General features: G+C 66.6%; 15 protein-coding genes. 9 read left to right on the forward strand and 6 right to left on the reverse strand.

Annotation, left to right across the window (positions count from 1 at the left end; translation table 11 throughout):
- Nucleotides 1-127: 127 nt before the first annotated feature.
- From OHB12_RS25350 to OHB12_RS25360, 3 genes are all read left to right on the forward strand, one after another.
- Nucleotides 128-1,804: a TM0106 family RecB-like putative nuclease gene (locus OHB12_RS25350; RefSeq protein ID WP_327121434.1), complete on the forward strand. Its 1,677-nt coding sequence runs from the start codon at nucleotides 128-130 to the stop codon at nucleotides 1,802-1,804.
- Nucleotides 1,801-3,759: a molecular chaperone HtpG gene (gene htpG, locus OHB12_RS25355; RefSeq protein ID WP_327111330.1), complete on the forward strand. Its 1,959-nt coding sequence runs from the start codon at nucleotides 1,801-1,803 to the stop codon at nucleotides 3,757-3,759. The genes OHB12_RS25350 and htpG overlap by 4 nt, the downstream gene beginning before the upstream one ends.
- Nucleotides 3,760-4,038: 279 nt before the next feature.
- On the forward strand, nucleotides 4,039-4,857 hold the full coding sequence (locus OHB12_RS25360) for a class I SAM-dependent methyltransferase (RefSeq protein ID WP_327111332.1): 819 nt from the start codon (nucleotides 4,039-4,041) through the stop codon (nucleotides 4,855-4,857).
- A gap of 62 nt (nucleotides 4,858-4,919) precedes the next feature.
- Here the strand turns inward: OHB12_RS25360 and OHB12_RS25365 are convergent, their stop codons facing one another.
- On the reverse strand, nucleotides 4,920-5,687 hold the full coding sequence (locus OHB12_RS25365) for an SDR family NAD(P)-dependent oxidoreductase (protein WP_327111334.1): 768 nt from the start codon (nucleotides 5,685-5,687) through the stop codon (nucleotides 4,920-4,922).
- Nucleotides 5,688-5,963: 276 nt separating this feature from the next.
- On the opposite strand from OHB12_RS25365, the gene OHB12_RS25370 reads away from it, so the two are divergent.
- Nucleotides 5,964-6,635, forward strand: coding sequence for a TetR/AcrR family transcriptional regulator (locus tag OHB12_RS25370; protein ID WP_327111336.1), 672 nt, complete (start codon nucleotides 5,964-5,966; stop codon nucleotides 6,633-6,635).
- A gap of 29 nt (nucleotides 6,636-6,664) precedes the next feature.
- On the opposite strand, the gene OHB12_RS25375 is transcribed toward OHB12_RS25370, so the two are convergent.
- Entirely contained in the window at nucleotides 6,665-7,180 is a 516-nt protein-coding gene (locus OHB12_RS25375) for a DUF1772 domain-containing protein (RefSeq protein ID WP_327111338.1), read from the reverse strand.
- Between the two features lie 136 nt (nucleotides 7,181-7,316).
- Here OHB12_RS25375 and OHB12_RS25380 point away from each other — a divergent pair, with 136 nt between their 5' ends.
- Nucleotides 7,317-7,736, forward strand: a complete 420-nt coding sequence (locus OHB12_RS25380; protein ID WP_327111340.1) for a MarR family transcriptional regulator — start codon at nucleotides 7,317-7,319, stop codon at nucleotides 7,734-7,736.
- Here the strand turns inward: OHB12_RS25380 and OHB12_RS25385 are convergent.
- From OHB12_RS25385 to OHB12_RS25395, 3 genes are all read right to left on the reverse strand, one after another.
- Nucleotides 7,681-8,436 carry a TMEM165/GDT1 family protein gene (locus OHB12_RS25385; RefSeq protein WP_327121436.1) on the reverse strand — a complete coding sequence of 252 codons (756 nt, stop codon included), beginning with the start codon at nucleotides 8,434-8,436 and terminating at the stop codon, nucleotides 7,681-7,683. The two genes, OHB12_RS25380 and OHB12_RS25385, sit on opposite strands and share 56 nt — an antisense overlap.
- Nucleotides 8,437-8,729: 293 nt before the next feature.
- Nucleotides 8,730-9,257, reverse strand: coding sequence for a peptidase (locus tag OHB12_RS25390; protein ID WP_327111342.1), 528 nt, complete (start codon nucleotides 9,255-9,257; stop codon nucleotides 8,730-8,732).
- A gap of 309 nt (nucleotides 9,258-9,566) precedes the next feature.
- Nucleotides 9,567-10,190: a superoxide dismutase gene (locus tag OHB12_RS25395; protein WP_327111344.1), complete on the reverse strand. Its 624-nt coding sequence runs from the start codon at nucleotides 10,188-10,190 to the stop codon at nucleotides 9,567-9,569.
- A gap of 188 nt (nucleotides 10,191-10,378) precedes the next feature.
- Between OHB12_RS25395 and msrA the strand changes: the two genes are divergently transcribed.
- Complete coding sequence (msrA, locus tag OHB12_RS25400) at nucleotides 10,379-11,104, forward strand: peptide-methionine (S)-S-oxide reductase MsrA (protein ID WP_327111346.1); 726 nt, start codon at nucleotides 10,379-10,381, stop codon at nucleotides 11,102-11,104.
- Between the two features lie 68 nt (nucleotides 11,105-11,172).
- On the opposite strand, the gene OHB12_RS25405 is transcribed toward msrA, so the two are convergent.
- Nucleotides 11,173-11,784, reverse strand: a complete 612-nt coding sequence (locus OHB12_RS25405; protein WP_327111348.1) for a hypothetical protein — start codon at nucleotides 11,782-11,784, stop codon at nucleotides 11,173-11,175.
- Nucleotides 11,785-12,284: 500 nt separating this feature from the next.
- Between OHB12_RS25405 and OHB12_RS25410 the strand changes: the two genes are divergently transcribed.
- The 3 genes from OHB12_RS25410 to OHB12_RS25420 are packed head-to-tail and all read left to right on the forward strand — an operon-like array spanning nucleotide 12,285 to nucleotide 14,504.
- Entirely contained in the window at nucleotides 12,285-12,656 is a 372-nt protein-coding gene (locus tag OHB12_RS25410; RefSeq protein ID WP_442799845.1) for a rhodanese-like domain-containing protein, read from the forward strand.
- Between the two features lie 19 nt (nucleotides 12,657-12,675).
- Nucleotides 12,676-13,740: a DUF4328 domain-containing protein gene (locus OHB12_RS25415; protein WP_327111350.1), complete on the forward strand. Its 1,065-nt coding sequence runs from the start codon at nucleotides 12,676-12,678 to the stop codon at nucleotides 13,738-13,740.
- Nucleotides 13,737-14,504: a glycerophosphodiester phosphodiesterase gene (locus tag OHB12_RS25420; protein ID WP_327111352.1), complete on the forward strand. Its 768-nt coding sequence runs from the start codon at nucleotides 13,737-13,739 to the stop codon at nucleotides 14,502-14,504. The genes OHB12_RS25415 and OHB12_RS25420 overlap by 4 nt, the downstream gene beginning before the upstream one ends.
- The last annotated feature ends 200 nt before the right edge of the window (nucleotides 14,505-14,704 follow it).

Consider the following 14,704-nt stretch of genomic DNA (forward strand, 5'->3'; position numbering starts at 1 on the left):
TCGATTCGCGGAGTTGTCGGGGGGAGGGACCATACTGCTAAGCGTGGATTCGGACATCGGTGACCGACATGGTCGCAAGCGCAGCGGCACGGCCGTCGGTCGGCCTGCCGGCGCGCCGAACGCCTTCATCGATGCCAGGGCGCTGATCGGCTGCCGACATCGGCTGCATCTGGACGCCGCCCATCCCGAGGCGCTGGTCGGGATTTCCGATGATCCGGGTGTACGCCAGCGCAGGGAAGCAGCCACCGCACACCGCACCAAGGTGCGCGACACACTGGTCGCGGCCGCGCCCGATGCCTGGGTGGTGATCGATCCCGGGCTGCGCGCCGCCGAGCGCGCCGAGGCGACGATGCGCGCGTGCGCGGCAGGGGCGCAACGGATCTGGGGTGGTCTGCTGCCGCAGGAGCTCGACACCGGCAGACGCGGTGGCTCCGAGATCCTGCTCCGCGATCCCGACCGCGGCGGGTACGTCCCGATCATCGTGGTGAACCACAAGGTGACCGACCCGCGTCAGCCCGAGCCTGCCGACTTCCACCCGACCACGTCGGACCCATATCACTGGCATCCGCAACCAGATCCGCACCGCAAACTGCGCCCGCAACCCCGCGACCAGCAGCGCCTCGCCCACCTCCACCGGATGCTGCAGCGCCACGGCCTGGCTAGCCCCGCGCTGGTCGGCGGCGTTATCGGCTACCACTTCGACCGCATCCTCGTGCACGACCTCGGCCCGCTGCTCGCCGACTACGACCAGCGCTATGCCGACCGGATCGCGGTGGTGCGCGGTGAGCTGCCGACCGCCCCGTCGAAGGTGCCCGAGTGCAGGCAGTGTCCGTGGTGGAAGCGCGGCATCGAGGGGCCGAGCTGCGAAGACCGGCTGATCGAACGCCGCGACGTCAGCCTGGTGGCGCCCGGTTCGCGCGCCGAGGTCCTTCGCGGGCACGGCGTCGAGACGATCGACGATCTCGCCTCCTGGGCCGGACCGGACCCCGAGGACTGGCAGCACGGCCCGTTCGACGAGGCGGTAGTCACCGCGCGGGCGTGGATCACCGGCGCGCCGTTGGTCCGCAGGGTCGAGTCGGTGCGGGTGCGGCGAGCCGACGTCGAGGTGGATGTCGATCTGGAGAGCTTTCAGGAATACGGCGCCTACCTGTGGGGGACGCTGCTGGACGGGGTGTACCGCCCGTTCGTCACCTGGGACCCGCTGCCCACCGATGACGAGGGCCGTTCCTTCGGCGAGTTCTGGACCTGGCTGATGACGGTGCGTGCCGAGGCCGCAGCGGCCGGAAAAACCTTCGCCGCCTATTGCTATTCGCGCACCGCCGAGGACAAATGGCTGTACGAGTCGGCGCGCAGGTTCGCGGGTCGCCCCGGCGTGCCCACGGTGGACCAGGTGCGCGCGTTCGTGGACGGGCCGCAGTGGGTGGACATGTTCCAGGCCGTCTCGGACCAGTTCATCTGCCCGAACGGCAAGGGGCTCAAGAAGATCGCGCCGGTCGCCGGATTCGCCTGGCGCGACCCGGAGGCGGGCGGGGAGGCGTCGATGAGCTGGTATCGGCTGGCCGTCGGCTACGACGGCGCGCCCGATCTCACCCAGCGCACCCGGTTGCTGGAGTACAACGAGGACGACGTCCGCGCCACCCAGGTGCTGCGCGAATGGATGACACGCAGAGCCGACGTGGAGGTTCCTGGCCTCGCCGATTTCGGGCAAGTGCCTGATCTGCGGCCTGACGGGAGCCTCCGTGGTTACGCCGTGCTGCCTCCGCTGGCTCCGTCGCTCGGCCGCGGCGGTACCATCGCGACGTGACAGAGCACGTCGAACAACTCGAGTTCCAGGCAGAGACGCATCAGCTCCTCGAGCTGATGATCCATTCGGTCTACTCGAACAAGGACACTTTCCTGCGGGAGCTGATCTCGAACTCCTCCGACGCGCTGGACAAGCTGCGGCTGGAGTCCTTCAGGGACAAGGATCTGCACGTCGACACGTCGGACCTGCACATTGAGCTGGAGGTCGACAAGGACAACCGGATCCTGACCGTGCGGGACAACGGCATCGGAATGTCGCGCGCCGAGGTGGTCGACCTGATCGGCACCCTCGCCAAGTCGGGCACCGCCGAGCTGCGTAAGAAGTTGAACGAGGCCAAATCCGAGGCCGCGGCCGAGGAGTTGATCGGCCAGTTCGGTATCGGCTTCTACTCGACCTTCATGGTTGCCGACACGGTTGTGCTGACCACTCGGCGGGCGGGGGAGGCGGAGGGCACCCGCTGGGAGTCGGCCGCGGGCAGCTCGACCTACACCATCGAAACCCTGGACGAAGCACCGCAGGGCACCGCCGTGTCGCTGCACCTGAAGCCTGCCGACGAGGATGACCACCTCTTCGACTACACCCAGGAGTGGAAGCTCCGGGAGATCATCAAGAAGTACTCCGACTTCATCGCATGGCCGATCCGTATGCAGGTCGAGCGGACGGTCAAGGAGGGCGAAGGCGAGGATGCGAAAGAAACGACGATCCTCGAGGAGCAGACCCTCAACTCCATGAAGGCGCTGTGGACCCGCCCGAAGAGCGAGGTCAGCGACGAGGAGTACAAGGAGTTCTACAAGCACGTCAGCCACGGCTGGGACGATCCGCTGGAGATCATCCCGCTGAAGGCCGAAGGCACCTTCGAGTATCAGGCCTTGTTGTTCATTCCGTCGCATGCTCCGTTCGACCTGTTCACCCGGGAGCACAAGCGTGGCGTGCAGCTCTACGTCAAGCGGGTGTTCATCATGGACAACTGTGAAGAGTTGATGCCGGAGTACCTGCGCTTCGTCAAAGGTGTGGTCGACGCGCAGGACCTGTCGCTGAACGTTTCTCGCGAGATCCTGCAGCAGGACCGCCAGATCCAGATGATCCGCAAGCGGCTGGTGAAGAAGGTGCTCGCCACGGTCAAGGATCTGCAGGGTGCCGAGGACCAGACGAACTACCAGACCTTCTGGAAGGAATTCGGCCGCGTCCTCAAGGAGGGACTGCTGTCGGACTTCGACAACCGAGACACCATCCTGCAGGTCTCCTCGTTCGCCTCGACCAACTCCGAGACCGAGCTGACCACGCTCGCGCAGTACCTGGAGCGGATGCCCGAGGGCCAGGACACGATCTATTACATGACCGGCGAGTCCCGCCAGCAGATCGAGAGCTCCCCGCACCTCGAGGCATTCAAGGCCAAGGGCCGCGAGGTGCTGGTCCTCATCGACCCGGTCGACGAGATGTGGGTCGGTTCGGTGCCCGAGTTCGAGGGCAAGGCCTTCCAGTCCATCGCCAAGGGCGAGGTCGACCTGGAGACCGAGGAGGAGAAGAAGGCCTCCGAAGCACTGCGCGAACAGCAGGACAAGGATTTCTCCGACGTGCTCACATGGCTGGGCAAGGCGCTGGAGGAGAATGTGAAGGAGGTCCGCCTGACCAACCGGCTCACCACCTCCCCCGCCTGCCTGGTCGGCGATGTCTTCGACTTCACGCCGATGTTGGAGCGGATGTACCGCGCCTCAGGCCAAGCGCTGCCGGAGTCCAAGCGGATTCTGGAGCTCAATCCGACCCACCCGCTGGTCACCGGCCTGCGAGATGCCTACTCGGGCAAGAAGGACGAGGCCGATGCCGGCACTGCGACCGATCTGGCCGAAACCGCCGAACTGCTTTACGGCACGGCGGTGCTGGCCGAGGGCGGCGAGCTGAAGGACCCGGCGCACTTCGCGCACATCCTCACCGATCGGCTCACCCGCACGCTCTGAGTCGCTTGCGACCGGAGGCCATCGACGATGTCCTCCGGTCGCGGCCTGTCCGACGGAGCCACTCCGCAACCACGCTGTCGTTGCGGCGGCATCGGTGTGTGCCAGTGGGCACGGGCGCTCATCCCGGTACTCCTTTGGCGGGATATCCGCTGGCCATTCGAAATGGCACAGCCTGGGTTCGGTTGAACTCCCTTCGCGCACAGTGAAATTCATAGAACTGGGGCGCTGATACCGGTGTGGCGCGGTTAGGATTTGGACGATCGAAAGGATCGTCAGAGCATGTCCGCAAACCCGTTTGCCATCGCCGAGCCGTGGGATCTCGTCGCCGATGGATACGCCGAGTTCGCCCCCGCTGTCATGCAGCCGTTCTCCGCGCGTGCGCTCGGGTTCGCCTCGCTGTCGCCGGTTTCGGAGGTCGTGGATGTCGCCGCCGGACCGGGCACGCTCAGCCTGCTGGCAGCCGACCAGGTGGCGCGGGTCGAGGCCATCGATTTCTCCGAGTCGATGATCGCGCTGCTTGCGGAAAACGCGGCGGCCGCCGGGCTGACGAACATCGCGGCGCAGGTGGGGGACGGGCAGGCGCTGCCGTTCGACAGTGACCGGTTCGACGCCGGATTCTCGATGTTCGGGCTGATGTTCTTCCCGGAGCGTGCCAAAGGTTTCGCCGAGCTGTACCGGGTGCTGCGGCCGGGCGGAACGGCGGTGGTGTCGAGCTGGGCGCCGGTCGTGGAGTCGCCGCTGATGCGGATGATGTTCGGCGCCCTCGCTGCCGCCGATCCGAACATTCACGAGCCGCAGCCCAACTTCCTGAGCCTGGAGAACCCGCAGGTCTTCGAATCCGAGATGCGCGGCGCCGGGTTCGAAGCTGTCTCGATCCAGCGGCATTCGATCGCGCTCACCTTCGGCAGCCCCGAGGAGATGTGGGAGACCATGGTGCGCAGCAGCGCGCCGCTGGAACTCATGCGCCACAGCGTCGGGCCGGAGGTGTGGGCCGAGCGCGCGACGTTGATGAAGGCCTTTCTCGTGGCGAATTACCGGCCGAACTGTCCGCTGTCCACCACCGCCTATCTCGGCATCGGGCACAAGCCGGAGGGCTGAAACGAGAACTGCGCATGGTCCTCCGAGGAAGGACCATGCGCAGCCGCTGCGTCGGCGCGGAATTACCGCGGGGCCATGCGCAGCGCGCCGTCCATGCGGATGGTCTCGCCGTTCAGGTAGTCGTGCTCGACGATGTATTGCGACAGCTGCGCGTACTCGTCCGGACGGCCGAGGCGGGACGGGAAGGGAACGCCGGCCTCGAGTCCCTTGCGATACTCCTCGGTGACGCCGGCCAGCATCGGGGTGTCGATGATGCCAGGGGCGATGGTGTTCACGCGGATGCCGAACTGGGCGAGGTCGCGCGCGGCGGGAACGGTCATGCCGTGCACGCCGCCCTTGGAGGCGGAGTACGCGATCTGGCCGATCTGGCCCTCGAACGCGGCGACCGATGCGGTGTTGATGATGACGCCGCGCTGGCCGTACTCGTCGACGGCGTCGGTCTTGGCGATCGCGTCGGCGGCCAGCCGCATGACGTTGAAGGTGCCGAGCAGGTTCACGGTGATGACCGTGCGGAACAGTTCCAGGTCGTGCGGGCCGTTCTTGGACAGGATCCGGCCTGCCCAGCCGACACCGGCGCAGTTGACCACGATGCGCAGCGGCGCGCCCGACTCGACGACCTTCGCGACCGCCGCGCCGACCTCGTCGTTGCTGGTCACATCGGCCGGGAGCAGGGTGACCCCGGCGGGCATGTTGTCGCCGGCGCGCTCGATCGACTGCGGCACATCAAGTCCGAAGACGGTGGCACCGAGCTCGGCGAAACGCTTGGCGGTGGCGGCGCCGAGGCCGGACGCACCTCCGGTGACAATAGCGGCGGAACCCGAAATCTCCACGATGGTCCTCTCGTTCGTGACAGCCAGTTGGCCCTTTGTCAATTGCACCCTAACTGGTCTTATATGAGAGGCCCAGCATGGCTCCCTCGCGCCAGGACACCCTTGGCGAACTGTTTGCGAACGGGAATGTTCGGCGGCGGTGCCGTCGCCGCGTCAGTGGTCATGCCGGCGTTCGGGGTCGGCCCGATCCGACCGGCCACCTGTCGGAGGGCCAACCGACACGACCCCGCAGAATGGAACGGTCAGCCAAGACCGACCGAACACCGGAGTTACCGAATGACCGAATCGGCCACCAGCGCACGCCAACTCCCTCGTGGCAGGCACGGCCTGCCGCGGGAGCTGGTGATCGCTTCGCAGCGCGAGCGGATTCTGATCGCGACAGCGCAGGCGATGGCCGAAAATGGCTATGTCGGAACGTCGGTCGCGGCGATCCTGAAACGCGCGGGGGTGTCCAGAGAGACTTTCTACGAGCAATTCCGTTCCAAGGAGCACTGTTTCGACGCGGCATACGAGCGTGCCGTACAGATGCTGCTCGACCGCATCGCCGACGCGACCGGGGGAGAAGAGGATTCCGCAGCGCCGGGGGAGCAGGATGCCATGGCGCGAATGGACCGGATCTTCCGCGCCTATCTCCAACATCTGATCGACGACCCGGCCAGCGCGCGGCTGTTCTTGGTCGAAGTCTTCGCGGTGGGGTCCGCGGCGATCTCGCGCCGGGCCCAGCTCCAGGAGCTGTTCGTCGGCTTGATCGCCGGGGTGCTCGACGCGCGGACCGAGCAGCAGCGCTTCGCCTGTCAGGCGCTTGCCGCCGCGATCGGCTCGATGGTCACCGCTCGGATCGCGGCTGGTGATCCGGACGGTCTGCTGGCGCTGCGGGAACCTCTGCTGAACCTGGTGCGTGGAGGTGGCGAGCTGTACGGGTGCGCAGTGGTCGATCATGCGCCCTGACGGAGTCCGTCCGGCCCCAGGGCGAGTGATCAGGCAAGGGTCCTGGCAGCGACCGGACGGTCCGTGCGGGCGGCCGACAGCGACAGCGCGCGCAAGGCGCAGAGCCAGCCGATGCCGCCCAGAACCATGCGCGGGTAGTTCAACGCAGTCCACAACTCGACGAACGACTCGACGCGATCGGGTGTCCACTCGGCGCCGCCGGACTGGAACAGCAGCATCTGGGTCGCGAAGTAGCCGTAGGTTGTTGCGGAGTAGCAGGCCATGGTCGCGGCGCCCGCGATCCACCAGCGCCGGAAGGGGCCTGGCGTGCGCCACGCGAAGAACAGATTGATCAGCGACAGCAGCGTAACCACGGGCGAGACGAACGGCCAGAAGGCCCGCCCCGCCCGCTTGAAGCCGGATTCCGCCATCGCGGTGAGTACCTGGTCGGGCGGGGCATCCTCCCACAGCGGGATGATGCTGAGCTTCTCGTACCATCCGGCGCCGAACTGGATACTGACGAAGATCACCAGCAGCCACAGCAGGATCGCGCGTCTTGGGGTCATGGGTCCGAACTCCTGACTTCACGTTTTCTCTATACAAGAGATTCTCTATTTCAGAGAGAATAGAAGGGAGTGCAGTGCGGTGACATCGGGGAAAACCCGGAGTGCGGCCCTGAATTCGTTGCAGAACGAGCTTCGGGTGCAGGCGACCCGTACCGTCATGTTCCACTCGACGGTGGCGGCGCGGCTCGGCATCACGCTGACCGATCTCAGCTGTCTCAATATTCTCGGCGTCGATGGGCCGCAGACTCCGGGCAGATTGGCCGATCGCATCGGGATCACCCGAGGTGGCGCGGTAACCGCCCTGATCGACCGACTCGAACGCGCAGGTTACGTTCGGCGCGAACGCGATCCTGACGACCGGCGTCGCGTTCTCGTCGCGCTCGACGAGGCCAGCGCCACGGTCGCGCCGCTGTTCTCTGGCCTGGGTACAGCGATCAGCGAACATCTCGACGGGTACGACACCGCCGAGATCGAGCTGCTGACACGGTTCGTCGCCGGGGTCAACGGCCGCGTTGCCCAGGCAACCGATCGGCTGCGATCTGCGCAAACTCCGTGATCGTCCCCAGTTCGCCGACTCGGGACTGTTGGCCTGCGATCGCCCTGCGAGTCAGTAGCACTCCGATGGCCACTGCTGGTACGGCAATGGCCACGGCTGCGACGATCAGCCCCTCCACGGCCGGTACTGCCGCTCCGAGCAGGGTTGTCGCGCCGAAGTAGAGGAACAGCAAGCCCGACCCGACGCCGATGGCACGCTCGGGAAGATGCTTGCCGACCAGGATGCCGACCGCGATGGCGAGCGCGTCGGCGGCGACCATACCGATGGTCGAGCCGAGCCACACGCCGACCCAGTCGTAGTCGGTGGCCAGCGCGGCGGTGGCGAACATGGTCCGGTCGCCCAACTCGGCGAGCAGGAACGCGGAGAGCACCACGAAGAACGGCGCGGTGCTGGTCCGCTGGGTCTTCGGCTCGGGTTCGTCGTCCGCGGCGGCGCCGAAGTGCTCGCGTAGCGTCCACAGGCCGACGGCAAGGAAGGTCATCGCGGCGATCAATGAGATCGCCCTCGTAGGCAGTGCTGCGCCGAGGAAGTAACCGACGCCGACCGAGATCAGGTGCACCGCGGCGGTGGCCGTCGCGATGCCGCCGAGCACCACCCACCAGCGATAGCGCATTGCGAACGTCAGCGCCATCAGCTGGGATTTGTCGCCCAACTCGGCAAGAAAGACGATGCCGATACTCAGCAATACGGTGGCGATCATGTTGGCGGCTCCCGAGTCTTCGGCCTGTCGGTCGGAGTTCTCGGTCTTCCTCCGGCCGACAACGAAATGGTTGTCCAGGCCGAAGGTCTCGCCCACCGATCGAATGCCGGTTCACGCAACCGGACCCTGCCTAGGTGGGGCAGTGGGTCAGTATGTCGACTGCGTGATTGGGGGCTACTCCCCTTCGCTGCTATCGACCCTACCCGGCCGGAGTGGCGTTGCCAAGTTGTTGTAATCGAAAGCGCAATGCGCGCAATAAGTTTGGCGATCCACGGCGAAAGTTTCGGTTACCCTCATGCGGCGAGAAGCATAGCCAGAACCGCGGTGTCGGGATCACTGATCGGGTCGAGGCCGACCCGGCTGACCAGCGAGGTGACCGTGCCGTCGGATTCCGTCTCGGCCCAAGCGGCGCGGTGCTCCAGTCCGAGATGCGGGACGCCGGGCAGCAGGACGCAGCCGGATGCCACGCCCATGCACTCGGGCAGCGACGGGCGGGTTTCGGACGGTGGATGCAGCATCAGGAGGGCGGCCGGTACATGCTCGGCAAACCTCCCCGGCTCCAGGGCTTCCGCGCCGAGCACGGGACCTTCGGCCAGCACCAGTCCGACCGTGCCGGGTGCTGGATCGTCCGGCAGCTCCTCGCGCACCCCGAAGACCGTCGAGGTCGCCAGCAATCCTGGCAGCGTGGCCACGCGCACGGCCAGTACGAGCACCTGCGCCCATTCCTTGGTGGTGTCCGGCCAGCGGCCGGAGATGACGAAACCCCGCAATGATCCGCGCGAGTGGAACGGCGTGATGCCGATCGGTTCGTTGGTGCGCATTTCTGCCTCCCGTCGTGACACCGGGGGCGGCCTTGCCCGTCGTCTTTACTGTGGATCCCGAATATGAACCACAAGTCACCTGGCACACAAGTACCAAAGAGTGCCAGTCGGACGGTAGGCGGCGGCGCCGAGGAGCGATCCTGCTGCACACCGGACGGATTCGACCCATGCCCGGCCGAACCCTAACGGTCGGAGGCCGGGCGTGTGCTCCGCAGACGCCGGTGCGGGCGCCGAACACAGAACAGGTCCGCGAACCCGAGCCGCGCGCGGCGCGGCGGATTCGCGGACCCGATGCCGGAGCCGAATGGCTCAGCCGAAGATGAGGCCCTTGGCCTGGGTGGTCGCCTTGGCGAAGCGATCCTGGACGTCGGCCCAGTTGACGACGTTCCAGAACGCGGTGACGTAGTCCGCCTTGACGTTCTTGTACTGCAGGTAGAAGGCGTGCTCCCACATGTCGACCTGCAGCAGAGGGATGATGCCGAGCGGGACGTTGGCCTGCTGGTCGTAGAGCTGGAAGGTCAGCAGCTTCTGGCCGAGGGTATCGAAGCCGAGCACGGCCCAGCCGGAGCCCTGCAGACCGTTGGCCGCGGCGGAGAACTGCGCGCGGAACCTGTCGAACGACCCGAACTGGTCGTCGATCGCCGCGGCGAGCTCGCCGACCGGCTTGTCACCGCCGTTGGGGGAGAGGTTCTTCCACCAGATGGAGTGGTTGACATGCCCACCCAGGTGGAACGCGAGATTCTTCTCGTGCAGGAAGATCGCGCCGTGATCGCCCGCCTCGCGGGCGGCTTCCAACTTCTCCAACGCGGTGTTCACACCCGCGACGTAAGCGGCGTGGTGCTTGGAATGATGAATCTCGTTGATCTGCCCGGAGATGTGGGGCTCCAGGGCGCTGTAGTCGTAATCCAGATCTGGCAGCGTGTACTCAGCCACGATGTCCCTTCCTAGTCGGGCTGGATGTGCACGGAGTTCCGAGCACACCCAGCCATCATTCGTACACCCGATCGGTTCCAACCTGGCCTGACGCCCCCGCATTCCGGTGACGCCACGCAGTAGGCGAGTCGCGCACCGTCACAGCACGAACATCGGCACCACAGGAACCGCACGCGTAGCATCGAACCATGTCGTGGTACGACGAACTAGTAGGGCGCGTCAGACTTCCCGAGCCCGTCGTCATCACCCCGGAGCAGGCGCTGCCCGGCCGGGCCGAACCGCTTCTGGTGGCGGATACCCATTTTGTGAACGGTCACCCGATCCATCCACCGTTCTCGGAGTTCTCGGAGTTCTCGGAGTTCTCGGAGTTCTCGGAGTTCTCGGAGGGCATGCGGATTGCCGTCGTCGCCATGGGATGCTTCTGGGGCGCGGAAAAGGGTTTTTGGGAGCTCGACGGGGTTTACACGACAGCGGTCGGTTATGTCGGCGGGTACACGCCGAACCCCACCTATGAAGAGGTGTGCAGCGGGCGGACGGGGCACACGGAATCCGTGCTCGTCGTGTTCGATCCCGCGGTGATCGACTACGCGGGCATCCTCAAATACTTCTGGGAGAACCACGATCCCACCCAGGGCATGCGCCAGGGCAACGACCGCGGCACCCAATACCGTTCGGCCATCTTCACTCTCGACGCCGAGCAGGCCGAGGTTGCCCACTCGACCGAGGAGGTTTTCGGCAAGCGTCTGGCCGAGGCCGGATACGGCGAGATCACCACGGAGATCGTGCCGCTGCCCGAGTTGTCGGGCTTCTACTACGCCGAGGGCTACCACCAGCAGTATCTGGCGAAGAACCCGGGCGGATACTGTCCGGTCCATGCCACCGGCGTGAGCTGCCCGGTGGGCTTGGGTGCCTGACGTTCCGCAATCAGGAAAACGAAAACCGCCCTTGCGATCAGGCCGGATGGGCGGTTCGGCGTCGGCTGTTACAGCGGAGGAGCGATGCCGGGGCGGGTTGCCCGCGGGTCGCCCGCATCGTGCGCTTTCCACCAGCGCGCGCCGCCCTCGATGAAATCCGGCAGCGGGATTTCTTTGCCCCGCGAATCGTGAATGGCGATGTCGTCGAACCACACCCGCACGTCGAGCTCGCGCGGATCGATGCCCTCTTCCTGAGAGAACTCCAGCACATGGGTGGAGCTGTGGTCGTCGATCTCGGTATCGAAGCTGAGCAGCTCACTCCACAGGGCCCAGCCACTGTCGTCGAGGTCGATGAACTCCCAGCCGTGCAGCCGCCCGCCGCCGAAGCTGCGGATTGCCTCGCCGAGGCCGTCCAGTTGCAGCGGCAGCACCCGTGGTTCCATATCGTCCCAGTGCTGCGCGCGCAGTGACGCGGCGACCCTGCTCACGCCGGTGAATACCACCCGGACCCGGTAATCGTCGGATGCCGTTCCCTTCTCCGGAAGCGTCAGCACCTCGAGGTCGAGGTGTAGCTGATTGGTCGCCTCGTCTACCGCGAGGCCGAGGCACGCGGCCTCGGACAACGCGACATTGAGGCCCGCTGTGTCCATTCCGCCGAGTAGCCCCCTGCTCACGTCCATGTCTTCAGGCTACCGACCGCCACTGCCTGTGCCGGGTATTTCATATTCTCGTCGGTTTCGCGTTCTGCATGGAACCGAAAGCGGCCCGGCGCCGTCCAAGTAAGTATCGGAGCCTCCATCGCTGCAGGTTCCGAGGTGGGTGACGAATGGCCGCTCCGGGATGGATACGGAGGGGAGTCCCGGATCGGTCGTTCGGATCACTCGCTTCACCAGGGCACCCTGGTGCACCTGGAGCCGCAGCTCCGGGGCGGACGGTCGGTAACCGATCAGTTGCTTGATAGCCACAGACTGTCGGTGTGTTCTGCCCGATAGTTGGACCTGTGGATCAAGTTGTGGATTATGTGGATAACTTCGACCGACCTATGCACAACCAGCATCGCAGCGAGGGCGCGGTCACGTTCCGGAAGGCAAACCATACCTGATGTCGCGGGTCGCGGTCGAGTCTCCCGCCCCGCCCCGGAACTGCACGTCAGCCCGCCGCCCATGGCAGGATCGAAACTGTGACGAGCCCCCACGTTCTGTCGGTCGCGGTGGAGGACGTGCCCGCCGATTTCGACGGCAGCGTGCCCGCGTCGGCCGACACTCCGCGACCGATCCTGCTCGACGTCCGCGAGGATGACGAGTGGCAGCTCGGGCACGCGCCAGGCGCGATCCACATCCCGATGGTCGACGTGCCCGCCCGGCTCGACGAGCTGGAGTACGACGTCGATCTCTACGTTGTCTGCAGGCAAGGCGGCCGGTCGCTCCAGGTGGTCGAATACCTCACGCACGTCGGCTTCGACGCCATCCAGGTTTGCGGTGGCATGGTTGCGTGGCAGCACGCGGGACGCCCCCTGGTCGCGGATGGCGACCACCAGGCGAAGATCTACTGACGAAAGAACGAGGTGCGCGGTGACTACGGTGGTGCAACCTTGTGCGCGCTGCGGCGCGCGCTGGGCCGTGCAAGGGGCGCCGATGCACTGGTGCCCGCGCTGCCGCGGCGTGCTGCTCTCGCCCGCGCCGATCGACGCTCCCACCGACCGGCGCAACTACCGATGGGTGGCGCGCAGACCCGACCAACGCGGGCGCAGGGCGCAACCCGGGCGCTCCGCAGCTCGGACGGAGACGCCCCGCTACACGCAGCCCCCGCGCTGGGGACTGATCGACCCGCCGGCGCAGGCCATTACCGCACCGTCGCGCCGGTTCGGCTTGCTGACGGACTCGGTGACCAAACTGCTTGTCGCGACCGCGGTCGTGTTCGCCGTCGGCACGGTGGCCGAGCTTGTGCGCTATCTGATCCTGCTGCGTAACCGGACCCGCCTGATTCATCCCGCCGTGCTGTTCTGCTCCGACGCGTTTGTCATCGGCTCCGCCGTGCTCGCGCTGGTGCTCGCGCTGGTGACGGCGGTGGCCGTGCTCGGCTGGCTGATCGAAACCAGGCGGGCGGCCTACGCGGAGGCCGGTCGGCGCGACCCGCGCTCATGGCGAGCGCTCGCGCTCGGGTGCCTCGTTCCGGTGGTCAACCTGCTGTGGCCGGGGATCTTCCTCACCGAGGTCGTCGCGCGGCGCGGTGATCCGCGCGCCATCCGCGCGGTTCGGATCTGGTGGGTGACCTGGGTGTTCGGTGGTGTCGTCGCGATGGCCGCACTGCTGTGGCGAACTGCGGATTCGCTGCAGGCCAAGGCGGACGGGGTGATGTTCACCGCGTTCACCGACGCAGTCGCAGTCGCCGTCGCGTTGCTGACCCTGTGGGTGCTGCGCACAATCGATGGGCATGATCTGCTCGGTCGCGGCCGGACCACGCGCCGATGGTTGATCGCGGTCGATCCCGCCGTGCCGGTGATCGAGCCGGTGCATCCCGGCGGCGTGGACCGCGAAGCCGACACCGCGCGAGCCGAGGCAACCGACGCGCCCGTGGAAGCGGACGAGGACAACGGTGCTGTGGACCGTGAGCAGGAGGAGGTTGTGTCCAAGTGAGCCAGGGCAATCGCGCGCCGTTCGTCGTCGCGCATCGAGGCGCCTCGGCGGCGCGCCCCGAGCACACGCTCGCGGCCTACGAGCTGGCGCTCCAGGAGGGCGCCGACGGCGTCGAATGCGACGTCCGGCTGACCCGTGACGGACATCTGGTGTGCGTGCACGACCGCACCGTGGACCGGACCTCCTCGGGCACTGGGCTGGTCAGCGATATGACCCTGGCCGAACTCCAGGCGCTCGACTTCGGCGGTGGCGGCGAGCGCGCCACGGTGCTGACCCTCAGCGAGCTGATCGGCCTGGTGCTGGACTGGCGCAGCAGGCCGACGAAGTTGTTCATCGAGACCAAGCACCCGGTCCGTTACGGGGCGCTGGTGGAGAACAAGGTGCTCGCCGAACTTCAGCGATTCGGCATCGCCACTCCCGCCTCGGCCGCCCATTCCCGCGCCGTGGTCATGTCCTTCGCGGCCACCGCGGTCTGGCGGATCCGCCGCGCCGCGCCGCTGCTGCCCACCGTGCTGCTCGGCGAATCGTCGCGCTACCTGGGTGGATCGGCCGCCACGACGGTCGGCGCGACCGCCGTAGGCCCGTCGGTGAAGACGCTGCGCGAGCACCCCGACCTGGTCGACAAGGCCGCCGCCGCGGGACGCGCCACCTACTGCTGGACCGTCGACGCCCCCGTCGACGTCCAGCTGTGCGCCGACCTCGGCGTCAGCTGGATCGCCACCAACCACCCCAGACGCACCAAATCACTGCTCAGCGCCGCCTGAACTGGTTACACACCTGGACCGTCGCGCGTACTTCCAAAACCGACGGCTAGCGCCTCACACAATCACATCGGCGACACTCCCGTTCTGAGTGGAGCTTGTTCAGGGGCGCTGCGCCTGTCGCAAACCGCTGGTGCCGCAGCCGCCCCCGACCGAACACACCAGATCGGCCCAACCCCCGCTTCCGAGCGCAGCGAGACCGA

Origin of the sequence: Nocardia sp. NBC_01730 (assembly GCF_035920445.1) — a bacterium.
Lineage (GTDB): Bacteria > Actinomycetota > Actinomycetes > Mycobacteriales > Mycobacteriaceae > Nocardia.